The 12,057-nt window shown below is 70.1% G+C and carries 10 protein-coding genes; 4 read left to right on the top strand and 6 right to left on the bottom strand.

The window, feature by feature from the left end; all coding sequences use genetic code 11:
* Positions 1–69: 69 nt before the first annotated feature.
* From IA22_RS0129195 to IA22_RS0129185, 3 genes are all read left to right on the top strand, one after another.
* Positions 70–669, top strand: coding sequence for a DUF4913 domain-containing protein (locus IA22_RS0129195; protein WP_030125328.1), 600 nt, complete (start codon positions 70–72; stop codon positions 667–669).
* A gap of 192 nt (positions 670–861) precedes the next feature.
* Positions 862–1,344, top strand: a complete 483-nt coding sequence (locus IA22_RS37340; protein ID WP_199813860.1) for a CdiA C-terminal domain-containing protein — start codon at positions 862–864, stop codon at positions 1,342–1,344.
* Between the two features lie 12 nt (positions 1,345–1,356).
* Positions 1,357–1,749: a hypothetical protein gene (locus IA22_RS0129185; protein ID WP_030125326.1), complete on the top strand. Its 393-nt coding sequence runs from the start codon at positions 1,357–1,359 to the stop codon at positions 1,747–1,749.
* Between the two features lie 581 nt (positions 1,750–2,330).
* On the opposite strand, the gene IA22_RS0129180 is transcribed toward IA22_RS0129185, so the two are convergent.
* The 4 genes from IA22_RS0129180 to IA22_RS0129160 all read right to left on the bottom strand — a co-directional run bounded on the left by IA22_RS0129180 (position 2,331) and on the right by IA22_RS0129160 (position 7,017).
* Complete coding sequence (locus tag IA22_RS0129180) at positions 2,331–3,635, bottom strand: BNR-4 repeat-containing protein (protein WP_030125325.1); 1,305 nt, start codon at positions 3,633–3,635, stop codon at positions 2,331–2,333.
* A gap of 166 nt (positions 3,636–3,801) precedes the next feature.
* Positions 3,802–5,103: a sugar ABC transporter substrate-binding protein gene (locus IA22_RS0129170; RefSeq protein WP_030125324.1), complete on the bottom strand. Its 1,302-nt coding sequence runs from the start codon at positions 5,101–5,103 to the stop codon at positions 3,802–3,804.
* A 67-nt stretch (positions 5,104–5,170) separates the two neighbouring features.
* Positions 5,171–6,091 carry a carbohydrate ABC transporter permease gene (locus IA22_RS0129165; protein ID WP_015579199.1) on the bottom strand — a complete coding sequence of 307 codons (921 nt, stop codon included), beginning with the start codon at positions 6,089–6,091 and terminating at the stop codon, positions 5,171–5,173.
* Complete coding sequence (locus tag IA22_RS0129160) at positions 6,091–7,017, bottom strand: carbohydrate ABC transporter permease (RefSeq protein WP_014153439.1); 927 nt, start codon at positions 7,015–7,017, stop codon at positions 6,091–6,093. Before IA22_RS0129160 ends, IA22_RS0129165 begins: the two co-directional genes overlap by 1 nt.
* 342 nt (positions 7,018–7,359) lie before the next feature.
* Between IA22_RS0129160 and IA22_RS0129155 the strand changes: the two genes are divergently transcribed.
* Positions 7,360–9,648: an FAD-dependent oxidoreductase gene (locus IA22_RS0129155; RefSeq protein ID WP_030125323.1), complete on the top strand. Its 2,289-nt coding sequence runs from the start codon at positions 7,360–7,362 to the stop codon at positions 9,646–9,648.
* A gap of 63 nt (positions 9,649–9,711) precedes the next feature.
* Here IA22_RS0129155 and IA22_RS0129150 read toward each other — a convergent pair whose 3' ends face one another.
* Together IA22_RS0129150 and IA22_RS0129145 are read right to left on the bottom strand one after the other, a co-directional pair.
* Entirely contained in the window at positions 9,712–10,500 is a 789-nt protein-coding gene (locus IA22_RS0129150) for an IclR family transcriptional regulator (RefSeq protein WP_014153441.1), read from the bottom strand.
* 120 nt (positions 10,501–10,620) lie between these two features.
* Positions 10,621–11,643, bottom strand: a complete 1,023-nt coding sequence (locus IA22_RS0129145; protein WP_030125322.1) for an acetylxylan esterase — start codon at positions 11,641–11,643, stop codon at positions 10,621–10,623.
* Positions 11,644–12,057: the final 414 nt, after the last annotated feature.

Genomic DNA, 12,057 nt, shown 5'->3' with positions numbered 1-12,057 from the left:
CCGGACCAAACCGCTGATTCTCAGGATCCTCTCGGGCATGTCGCCGTCTCACAGATGGAGCACACCCTCATGGCCGACACCAGCCCGACCTCCCCCGGCCCCAAGCCGTACCGCGTCCCCGACGCAGACCTCGACGACCTCGCCAGCACCCTCGCCAAGACCATGGCCGAGGTCAGGCAGCACGGCGTCATACTCGACCGCCTCGGCTCCGAACCCGAATCCACCGGCAGCCAGCCGCCGGACGGCGCTCCGGAATCCGAGGCGGCTGACGGGAAGAAGCCCGACGGCCCCGCCTCGGTGTTCATCCTCGCCCTGGGCGGCAAGGAATATGCCGTCGAACTCGCTGCCCTCAGCGACTGGGTGAACTACCTCTTCCTGCCGGTGTACGGCCGGGAGATCAGCACGAACCGTCCCTGGTGCGCGCACTGGCATGAACACCCTGAGGCCGTCGCTCGGCTGCACGCGCTCTGGCTGGCCTGGCAGCAGTCCACCGACACGGAGGCCGGCCTGTCCGGCCCGTCGACCTGGCACCGCGACCACCTGGACCAGACCCTGGTGCACCTGCGTGCGCCCGACGGACCGTTCGCGGCCTGCACGACCAGCGCAACTCGCCCCAATCACCGGGTGCTGGCCACCCCGGCGCCCGAGCAGGCGGAAGTGGCGGCGTGAACGACATTCCCGACTTCGGCCTCGACCATCTCTCGCCGGTCGACGACGACTCCGAGGAGGCGATGGAGGCTCTCTGGGCTGGCGACTTGATGGTGCTGTCCCAGCACCACACCACGCCCAACGGTTCGCACAGCTTCGTCCTCGCCCACGACCGATCGGCCACCTGGGGGATACCCGGCGAGCCACAGCTCGTTGCGATCGTGGTCGCTCGGGATCTGCGGCAGTCCACGTTCACGTTCGAGACGAGTCACCACGCCACGGCGTCCTTCGCACAGAACTGGCTGGCAGAACGCGGCTGCCCGCAAACTCGACCTCAGCGCCGCGGCGTTCAACGACGCCGAAGGGCGCATCGCCGAACTCCTCCTGTCCGAAGGCAAGAACGTGAAGGCACTCAAGGAGTCGACCGTGCCAGGAGTGAGGACCGCCGACTCCGAAGTGAACGGGGTGCCGACGGAGTTCAAGAGCTTGATTCCGGGAGCCGCCGCAAACACGGTGAAGAACCAGTTGAACTCGGCGAAGGGCCAGGCCAGGCATGCCATCATCGACGCACGCGCGAGCGGTCTGAGTGAGTCAGCGGCACAAGAGGGGCTGGGTAAGTTCCTGCGCAACAATCCGCCCGGACGGATGGACTTCATCCGCATAGTCGGCGACGGCTACGACATCACCTACCCCTGAGGGAGCTGAACTGTGACCTCCCACCACAGCATCTTCATCCACCCCGGTCACCCTGTGGAAGCCCTCGTCGCAGACGTGGCACTGGCTTGTGGCGGGAGGCTGCGGCGCGCTGTGAACGTGCCCGCGGATTACGTCGCAAGCCTGAGCAACGCAACACTTGAACTAGAAATGGAGCATGAGTACGAGGAGGACAAAGGCATCCCGTTCGAGCGCTACCAAGTCGTTCTGACTGTGCGGGAATCCAACAGCTCGATGGAGCAGGAAGCAGTCATCTCCCGACAGATCTTCCACGAACTCGCGACTCTGCGGCGGTACTGGCTGGTTCTCGTCTTCGACCTCCAGACAGTCATCGGCACGGCTGCTCCGCCTGGCCAGAGCGCATTCCCCTCTGCCAGAAAAGAATAACGGGGGCGGGGATGGGCGGTAGTGCACTGCCATCCATCCCCGCAGAGGGAAATCGTCATACTCACCAGCACCCGTCCTGCCGCTGGTTACCAACCAGCGGCAGGTATCCCTGCCCACCCGGGGACCGCTCTTTGACCGACCTCAGCTGTCTGCACCGCGAGGCCCGAAAGCCCCGGGACCGGCCCGGGAAAACCTCGGCAAAGGCCCACGTGGAGCCCAGAGAACGGTCGTGAGCTGCAGGGACCCCTGGGACTTTTCTGGGACTTTCGCCAGCATCAGCGTGCACGCGCAGGAGACATCTGAAAGATAATCGACGCAGGTCAACGCTGTACAACCGCGCATCGTCGCAGGTCATGGAAGTGCGCGGTGTCTTCCGGGACATCTGACGGGCGGGGTGTCGTGCCCCTCGGGGGCACGGGGCACGACACGGCGACCAGGCGGCCGGCCTCGGACTCACCGGGATGGACGAGGCCCGTGCCGCCGGCACCCGACGCACCCGTGCGGGACGTATCCGCCGGTCCGGGCCGGGTCTCGGACGTGGCCTCACGCCCGTACGGACGGCGACGAGCGGCCTGGGATCCTCAACGAATCGCGTAGTAAAGGGTGTTGCGCGCGGTGTCCGGCAGGTAGAGCACATCGTGACCGTCCGAGTTCCGCCGTACGGCGAGCCGGTCCGCGCTCACGCCCGGTGTGACGGACTGTGCGGTCCAGGCCCCGTCCGGCGACTGGGTCGCGGCGAAGACCCGGTCGGTGCCCGAGGTGGTCACGTAGTAGACCCGCTCGCCGTCCGTCCCGTCCCAGGTGATGCCGAGGGCGGCCGCGGTCTGTCCGCCGGCGTACACGGTCTTGCGGACCCAGCCGCCACCGCTCGGATAGGCGTAGTACACGCGGAAGTGACCACCGCTGTCCGCCGAGCGGTAACGGTAGGCGATCTTCGGGGTGGAGCCGTCCAGGGTGAGCTTGGCGCTCTGCACCGCGGTCCCGGTGTACGCGTTGTCGGCGCTCCACTCCTCGCCGGCGGTGAGGTCCTGGACGACATCGGAGGTGGCGGGCGTGACCGGGGTGGCGACGGGCGTGTCCGTACTGTCCGCGAAGGCGCCGGTCGACGGGTCGTAGGAGAGGTAGGAGAGCTGGTGGCGAAACGCGGTCGCCGGTGCCTTCGCCCATTCGTAGAGGAGGTGCACGCGGCCGGAGGCGTCGACCGTGAGGTCGTCGGGGTACACCGAGCGGTACAGCGCGCTCGCGAAGGTCGCGACGACGCTCCAGCGGGAGTTGGCGTTGTCCCAGCGGTAGAGCTTGCCGGGGCGCCGGTCCAGGCCGGTGCCGACGCGGGCGGCCAGGTACAGGTCGCCGTTGGGCGCGGTGGTGACGACCGGGTAGGTGATGCCGACGCCCTGATCGGGCAGTTCGGACGCGTGGTCGGTGACGTCGCCGCCGGGTGCCTCGGTGCGGAAGTAGCGCCAGGAGTCGGCGTGCATGGAGGTGAAGACGTGCAGGCGCCCGCTGCCGTCGCGGGCGGCCGACGGCTGGTTGTGGCCGTTGTCGTCGGGGAACTCCGCCTGCTGCCCGTCGCCGTTCAGCAGCGGCAGCCGGCTCCAGGCCCCGTCCGGGTCGCGCCGGGCGAGGGCGGGCCGGTGCGTCGCGGCCGTCGATCCCGGCTCGTTGAAGGCGAAGTACGTGTACTGCCCGCGGCCCTTGTACGTGGCGACCGGCGTCCACCAGGCGGCCTGGTTCGACGCGTCCATCGCGTACGGGACCTTCTCGATCACGGTCGCCGCCGCTGCCGCGGCCGGCGCGGTCTCGGCCCCGGCGGCCGGGGCGGGCAGGAGGAGGGCGGCCATGACCGCGGCCCAGGCGGTGTAGGTGCGTACCGTGGGACGTCGCAAGATGAGCTCCTTCACGGGTGCGGGCGTGCGGGTGCGGGCGTGCGGGTGCGGGACGACTGGACGGCGGCGGCCCGCGGGCGCGCGGGCACCGTCGTCGTGCGGGGGGGCGAAGCAGGGCCCGGCGAGGCGTGCGCCGCCCGCCGGGCCCTGACCAGGGCGCTCGGCCTCAGCGCTTGATGAGCGCGGCGGCCTCCTCGCCGGCCTGCTTCATCGCGTCCTTCGGCTTCGACTTGCCGACGAGGACCGCCTGCACCTGCTTGGCGACGGCCTCCTCGATCTGGGCGTTCTGCGCGAACTGCCAGAAGGGGCTGCCGGTCGCCGTGCTGGTGATCTTCCGGGTCCACTCCGTGGTGAAGGTGTCCTTGGCGACCTCCGGAGCGGCGAGGCCCGCGGTCGTGGACGGCGGCAGGGCGCGCGCGGCGAAGTACTCGGAGGTGGTGGCCCGGTCGGTGGTGGTGTGCAGGGCGAACTCGGTGGCCGCGTCCTGCCCCTTGCCCTTCACGATGGCGATCACGCCGCCCCACAGCAGCGCCTGCGGTGTGTCCCCGGCCTTGAGCACCGGACGCTCCATCGGCTGCATGGCGTCCGCCAGCGTCTTGTCCTTGGACTGGGCGGAGGTCACCCCCTTGCCGATGATCGCGTCGTCGTAGAAGGCGGCCTTGCCCTGCCCGAACAGGGCGCGCGCGTCGAAGCGGTCCACGTCGGCGGCGATCAGCTTCTCGTCGTGCAGCTTCTTGTACCAGGTGACCGCGTCCACCGAGGCGTCGTCGCCTATCGTGACCTTCCCGCCGTCGAGCATCGCGCAGCCGAACGTCTGCATCCACGGGAAGATGTCCTTGAGCTGCGCGACCTTGGTGGCGGCGGCGTACGGGACGACTCCGCCGCCGAGCCCCTTCAGCTCGCGCAGCGCTGACTCGAACTCCTCGACGGTGGTGGGGTGCTCCTTGATACCGGCCTTCTCCAGGAGCTGGGAGTTGGCGATCACGCCGATCGATCCGGTGTTCCACGGCAGTCCGTAGTGCTTGCCGTCGTACGTGCCGCTCTTCAGCGCCACGTCCGTGTAGCCGCCCTTGCCGGCCACCGATCCGAGATCGACCAGCTTGCCCATCTGCGCCATCGCGGCGAGCCAGGCGATGTCGAGGTGGACGGCACCTGTGGTCTCCCCGCCGCCCAGCTTGAGGGTGAGCTGGCTCAGGTACTCGTTGTACGGGTACGAGACCGCGCGGATCGTCGACTTCTCGGCCTTCTCCCACGCCGCGATGATCTTCTCGATGGAGGGCTTGGCGGCCTCCTCGTTGAGCGACCAGGAGGTGAAGTCGAAGTCCTTGGACTTCGGGTCGCCGCCGTTGGAGGGGGAGCCGGCGCCGGACGGCGCACAGGCGCCGAGCACGCCGGCGCCCACCGCACCGAGCGCGCCGATGCCGAACATGCGCAGCGCGCCGCGCCGGCTGATGCCAGAGGTGGTCATGATCTCTCCATGGGGCAGTGAGCGGGAGGGAAGGTACGTGAGGGGGCGCGGGCCGGGCCTCGCTTGTTCAGCTCTTGACCGAGCCGGCGGTCATGCCGCCGACGAGGTAGCGCTGCAGGAACATGAAGGCGACGATCACCGGGACGGACACCACGAGCGAGGCCGCCATCAGCTGGGGCCAGGCGGTCTGGAATTCGCCGATGTAGGTGGAGACGAGTCCGGGAGGCAGGGTCTGCTTCTCCTTGCCGGCCAGGGTCAGCGCGAAGATGAAGTCGTTCCAGCCGCGTACGAAGGCGAAGAGCCCGGCTGCGATCATCCCCGGCGCGGCCAGCGGCGCGACGATGGAGTGCAGTGTCCGCCACCGGGACGCGCCGTCGATGGACGCCGCTTCCAGCAGGGCGTCCGGAATGGTGTCGAAGATGCCCTTCAGCATCCAGACGCAGAGCGGCATGGTGAACGTGGTGAAGGAGAGCACCAGGGCGGAGTAGGTGTTGAGCATGCCGAAGCTGGAGAAGACGGTGTACAGCGTCACCAGCAGAAGCGCCTGGGGGAACATCTGGGAGGCCAGCACCAGATGCATCAGCGACCGCCGCCCCCGGTAGCGGAACTTGGAGAACGAGTAGCCCATGTACGTGGCGACGATCACGCTCAGCACGGCGGTGATCGAGGCCACGACCAGTGAGTTGACCATGTAGTTGATCAACTGGTCGTTCTCGGCCAGGGCCGTGAAGTTGCTGAGGGTGAGATCGGTGGGGACGAGTTTCGGCGGGAACTGGAAGGTCGACTCGGGGGTGCTCAGCGCGGTGGCGAGCAGCCAGTAGACCGGGAGCAGGCCGAACGCCCCGATGACGACGACCGCGCTCCAGGCGGCGATCCGCGAGCGCAGCAGGTCCTTGCGCAGGCGGCGCCGGGTGCCGCGCCCGGCCCGCGTGGCGGACGGCTGGGGCCGGCCGACGGCGGACACGGGGGTGGGGGTGGTGGAGGTCATCAGGCGTCGCCCTTCCGCTCGGTGATCCTGAGGTAGACGGCGACGAGGAGAAGCAGGAGCAGCATCCACAGTCCGCCCAGTGCGGTGGCCCGGCCGATGTCGAAGCCCTTGAACGCGGTCTGGTACACGGCGGTCGCGAAGGTCTCGGTGGTGCCTGCGGGCCCGCCGCCGGTGAGGACGTAGATGGTGTCGAAGTGCTGGAAGTTCCAGATGAACTCCAGCAGCAGCACGATCGAGGCGACACCGCGGACCTGCGGCCAGGTGACGGCGAAGAAGCGCCGGATCGATCCCGCCCCGTCCATCGAGGCCGCCTCGTGCAGTTCCCTGGGCACGGTCTGCAGTCCGGCCAGGAGCATCACCATCATCCAGGGGAAGCTGGCCCAGGTCTTGGTGACGATGACGGCGAGCATCGCGGTGCCGGGCTGCCCCAGCCAGGCCACGGACTCCTCGATGAACCCGGCCTTCATGAGCACTCCGTTGAGCACCCCGTAGTTCGCGTTGAAGATCCACATCCAGAGGAAGGAGACCACCACGCCCGGGATCACCCAGGGGAACAGGAACAGGCCGCGCAGGAAGCCGCTGCCCTTGAGGCCGGTGTTCAGCGCGAGCGCGAGCGCGAAGCCGATCACGAAGGGGACGAGCGTCGCGCCGACGGTGAAGACCAGCGTCTGCTCGAGGATGGTGAGGAAGTCGCCGTCCAGCCAGTAGGCGAAGTTGTCCAGGCCGACGAACTCCCGGCCCGCGAGCCGCAGATCCTGTCGGAAGAAGCCGGTGAACAGCGCCGACAGCAGCGGGTAGAAGATGATCGCCGCGAACAGGGCGAGCCCCGGTGCGGTCAGCAGCAGGGCGAACGCACCGTTGGAGAGCCGTCCCCCGGTCCGTTCGCGGGGCGGGGGCGCCTTCTGGGGAGGTGCGGCCGTACTCATGGATCTGTCCTCTCAGATGGTGGCGGGAGCGCCGGAGCCCTGCGTAGATGTCGTCCCTGCTGTGATGAATGCAAGTTGCAGCATGCGGGATCGTTCTCCATATCGCGCGATGGCGTCAACCCCTTTCGTCAGTGAATCGCCGATTCCGTGCGGGGTCGGCGAACACTCCTCACCTGCCCCGAACGTGCACCGCGGATCACGACGACCAGGTCGGGGGCCGCAACCGGAACTTACAGCGGATCCCATTGGTTGAACAGTGGTTGCACAATATGGATGTGATGTACGTTCAAGGTCGCCCACTGTGGCGGAGGTATCCGAGCTTCACACCAAGGAGGCCGCACCGTGCGGGAAGAAGAGGTCCATTACGACATCGCCGTGATCGGCGGCGGACTGGCGGGGACCTGCGCGGCCATCGCCGCGGCCCGTCTCGGCCGACGCGTCGCCCTGGTCAACAACCGGTCCGTCCTCGGTGGCAACGCCAGCAGCGAGATCCGCGTCTGGGTCTGCGGCGCCACCGCACACGGCGTGCACCGCTGGGCCCGCGAGACCGGGATCATGGGCGAGCTGTACACCGAGAACCAGTACCGCAACCCCGAGGGAAACCCCTACTACTGGGACCAGGTGGTCCTCGACGCCGTTCACGCCGAACCGAACATCGACCTCTACCTCAACACCGACGTGCGCGAGGTCGACGCGAGCGGCCCGGACGACAGGCGCGAGGTGCACTCCTGCACCGGCTGGATGATGGGCTCGGAGCGCCGCATCACCTTTCACGCGCGCCAGTTCCTCGACTGCACCGGGGACGGCCTGCTCGGCCACCTCGCCGGCGCCCGCCACCGCATCGGGCGTGAGGCGCGGAGCGAGTTCGGCGAGCCCTGGGCGCCCTCCGAGGCGGACCAGGCGCTGCTCGGCTCGACGATCCTCTTCCACAGCAGGGACGCGGGCCGGCCGGTGAAGTTCGTACCGCCCGCCTACGCCAAGGACCTGTCGACCACGCCCATCCTGCGCAACCGCATCCTGCGCACCGGCGACAACGGCTGCGACTACTGGTGGATCGAGTGGGGCGGCGAACTCGACACCGTCCACGACAACGAGCGCATCCGCGACGAGCTCCAGGCCGTGATCATGGGTGTCTGGGACCACATCAAGAACTCCGGCCAGTTCCCGGACGCGGCGAACCTGACCCTGGAATGGGTCGGCAGCCTCCCCGGAAAGCGCGAGTACCGCCGCTTCCTGGGCGATCACGTCCTCACCCAGCAGGACATCCTCGAGCAGCGTCAGTTCGAGGACCGGATCGCCTTCGGCGGCTGGTCGGTCGACCTCCACCCCGTACAGGGCATGTACGCCGAGGAGCCCGGCGCGCGCCAGCGGTACGCGGACGGCATCTTCCACATCCCGCTGCGCTCCCTCTACTCGGCGAACGTCACGAACCTGCACTTCGCCGGGCGGAACATCTCAGCCACCCACATCGCCTTCGGGGCCACCCGTGTCATGGCCACCTGCGCGACGCTCGGCGAGGCCGCGGGTACCGCCGCGGCCCTGTGCGTCGCCGAGGACCTCACGCCGCGGGAACTCGCCACCGAGCGGGCGGACCTGGTGCGCCGCACCCTGCTGCGCCAGGACGCCTCCGTGATCGGCCTCGCCGACGAGGACCCCGGCAACCTGGCGCGCGCGGCCCGTGTCACCGCCTCGTCCAGCCTGACCCGCCTGGCCGCCGAACCCACGCGGGACGCGCCCGGCACCCCGTACCCCCTCACCCGCGACCTCGCCCTCCTGCTGCCGGTCGATCCCGCGCTCGACACGGTCGACCTGCTCGTCCACGGCGCCCCGGACGGCCGGCCCCGGGATCTCACCGTGGAGCTGTGGAGCACGGGCCGGCCCGAGAACGCGGTTCCCGCCGACCGCCTCCTCACGGTCACCGTCACCGTCCCGCCCGGCGGCCCCCACTGGATTCCGGCCCGTCTCGATTACCACCCCGACACGCCCCGGAACGCGATCGTCGTCGTCCGGGCCTGCGCCGGCACCGCCCTGGTCCTCCTTCCCGAGCGCACCGACGGCGTCCTCGCCCTGCGCCGGAAGGTCGAGGGGGACGTGGGCGTCGACCACGACATCCCGGAGGAGGACGGCCAGCTGGTCCTGGAATGGCAGGCCCGCGGCCTGCGCCGGCAGGCCTTCGCCTTCCGGGCGGACCCCGACACCCGGGCGTTCCACCCGGAACGGGCCGTCGGCGGTTACCAGCGTCCCTACGGCGGACCCCACATGTGGTCCTCCGCGCGGGAGGACGACACCCGGTGGCTCCGTCTCGACTGGGAAGCCGAGCAGGAACTCACGGAGATCCGGCTGGTGTTCGACGACGACGTCGACGAGTACCTCAACAACCTGCACCGCCACCGCACCCCGTACGAGGTCATGCCGGAACTCGTGCGCGACTACCGCGTCCAGGGGCGCGACGCCGATGGTGCGTGGCAGACGCTCCTGACGGTGACGGGCAACCGGCGCCGCCACCGCGTACACGCCCTGGAGACCCCGGACGGCGGTCCGGTGCGCACCGACGCACTGCGGCTGGTGGTCGACGCGACACACGGGGCACGGCACGCGCACGTGATCGCCTTCAAGGCGTACGGCGCGTAGCCGCACGGCGAAGGGGGCCGGTGGGGGCCGATCGGCCTCCCCCGGCCCCCTTCGCCGTGTACGTCAGAGCGCGCCCAGCGCCTGGCTGATGGCGTCGGCCGCCTCGATGACCTCGCGTACGAGGGCGAGGCGCTGCCCCTCGGTGTCGGAGCGGTCCCCGAGCACCGAGGTCGGACCCCAGAGGGAGATGGCGGCGACGATCTCCCCCGAAGCGTCACGGACGGGCGCGGCCAGTGACGCGCGGCCCAGGGCCCGCTCCTCGGCCTCGACGGCGTAGCCGGTGCGCCGGACGGTGTCGATCTCGGTGTCGAGGAGGTCGTGACTGGTGGTCGTGTACTCGGTGTGCGCGTCGAGAGGGTCCCCCAGGAGCTTGCGGCGCTCCTTGGGGGCCATACCGCTGAGCAGGCACTTGCCGATGCTCGTGGCGTGCAGCGGAGCGGTGTGCCCGGCCTGCGTGTAGGACTTGGGGGCTCGCGTGCCCTCGAAGTTGCACAGGAACATCAGCTCGCCACCGCGGCGTACGGCCACGTTGGCCCCGAGCCCGGTGCGGGTGGCGAGGCCCTGGAGCACCATACGGGCGGCCCGGTGCACGGGGTGGCGGTTGGTGGCGGTGGCGGCCAGGGGCAGGAGGCCCAGGCTGAGGCGGTAGAGGTTGCTGACCGGATCGCGTTCGACCATGTCGAGGCGTTCCAGGGTGGACAGCAGGCGGGAGGTGGTCGAGGAGCCCAGTCCGGTGAGCTCGGCGACGTCGGAGACACGGAGTTCGGGCCGGCCGGAGTCGAGTGCGCGCAGCACCGAGACCGCTCGTTCGACGCTCTGGTTCGTCCCTGCATCGGTCGCCCGCGTAGCCATGACCCTCCTCGTTCTGCAAATCCCTTGCACATTCTGCATCAGCATATCGCGCCCGATCGGCTCCCGTACCTGAAATCGGTGCCGTCCCCGGCCCGGCGGATCCGGTCGTGCGGCAGGAGGTCAGGCGGTGGGGGGCGGCAGCACGGGGTCCGTCCCGGACAGGAACTGTCGCTGGGCCTCTTCCAGGGCCGCCGTCTCGGCCCGCTCGCCCGGGTGGTCGAAGTGCCCCGCCCGCAGGACCAGGAGTTCGCGCGGCCCGGCCAGTGCGTTGTACACCGCGAACTGCCCGGGCGGGGGCACATGCGGATCGAACAGGGCGGCGCCCACATGTACGGGGATCTCGATGTGCCGGGCCGCCGTCGCGGCGTCGAAGTACGCGAGGACGTCCAGCACCGAGGGGTCCCCGGCGTACCGGGTACGCACCGACTCCCCGCTGCCCGTGCACGGAAGGGTCACCCGGAGCGGGTGGTTCCCGAAGGTGGGCACCGTCAGCCCGGCGGCGTGGAAACGCTCGTCCCAGGGAAGCGCCAGCGCACCGATGCCGCCGCCGAAACTGGTGCCGAGGTACGTCAGCCGTCCGCCGGTCTCCGGCACCAGCCGCTGCAGGGCGGTGGCCGCGCACCAGACGTCGGCCACGCACCCGCCGATGAGGTACGACTCCCGGGCGCCGATGCCGTGCAGGACGTGCCCCGCCGACTGCGAGGGCACGCCGGGCAGCAGGCTCCGCGTTCCGAGCCCGCGCAGGCAGGGCCAGATGGTCGCGGTCTCCGGCGGGGACTGCCAGGGGTCGGGGGCCGCCCGGCCTCCGTATCCGTGCGTCGAGACGCAGCCCTGGGTGACCCGGCCGCTCGCCGGGGCGGTCAGCCACCCGCCGATACGGACGCCGTCGGAGGACGTGTACGAGACGGCGGCGACCCGCACGCCGTCCACCGTGGCCCACGCTCCCTCGATCCGAGGCGCCGTGTCGACGCGCAGCGCACGCGCGTGGCGCTCTCGCCAGAAGTCGGCGAAGTCGTCGGGGCCCGACGGAGCCGTCACCGCGAGGAGGTGCGGCAGGTCGTATCCGTGGGTGGGATCGAAGGGAAAGTCATGGGGCGGCGGGCTGAGTTCGGCGGTGTCCGTCGTGCGCGGATGGGTGGACACGATCTCTCCTTGTTCGGTGTGCCGAGTGGCCGGTTCGGTGGGCGGAGGCCGGCACGTCCTCCGGAACGCGGCGCGACATACCCGGTCCGGCCGGCGCCGGGCCCCCGCTGCGGGCCCCACCCGCCGACTCGACGGTCACGTCCCGCCGGGCGCTGTGGTCACGGGCGGCCGGTGCGACGGGAACGGCGGTGCCGGTCCGGAGCGGCGGTGCCGCGGAGACCGGACGGCTCAGGTCCGTCGGTCGGTCTCCCGGTGCGGGCCGGAGGGGCGCGGCCGTCGGCCCGCCCTCGCGAATCCGCCGCCGGTCGCCGGCCCGAGGACCTCGTGGGGCCCACCGGCCGGATCCCCGTCGTGATCATCGTCGCCCGCGTGACCCTACGGCGATCGGCCCGCGCCGTGCAAGAGGTCGCGGCG

The organism is Kitasatospora papulosa, from assembly GCF_000717245.1.
GTDB lineage: Bacteria > Actinomycetota > Actinomycetes > Streptomycetales > Streptomycetaceae > Streptomyces > Streptomyces papulosus.
The sequence above is the reverse complement of the archived record's forward strand: the minus strand, read 5'-3'. Positions and strand labels throughout refer to the sequence as shown.

Excerpts from the sequence above, each read along its gene's own strand:
- IA22_RS0129160 (WP_014153439.1), bottom strand. The coding sequence starts at position 7,017 with ATGAGTACGGCCGCACCTCCCCAGAAGGCGCCCCCGCCCCGCGAACGG.
- IA22_RS0129150 (WP_014153441.1), bottom strand. The coding sequence starts at position 10,500 with ATGGCTACGCGGGCGACCGATGCAGGGACGAACCAGAGCGTCGAACGA.
- IA22_RS0129195 (WP_030125328.1), top strand. The coding sequence starts at position 70 with ATGGCCGACACCAGCCCGACCTCCCCCGGCCCCAAGCCGTACCGCGTC.
- IA22_RS0129165 (WP_015579199.1), bottom strand. The coding sequence starts at position 6,091 with ATGACCTCCACCACCCCCACCCCCGTGTCCGCCGTCGGCCGGCCCCAG.
- IA22_RS0129170 (WP_030125324.1), bottom strand. The coding sequence starts at position 5,103 with ATGACCACCTCTGGCATCAGCCGGCGCGGCGCGCTGCGCATGTTCGGC.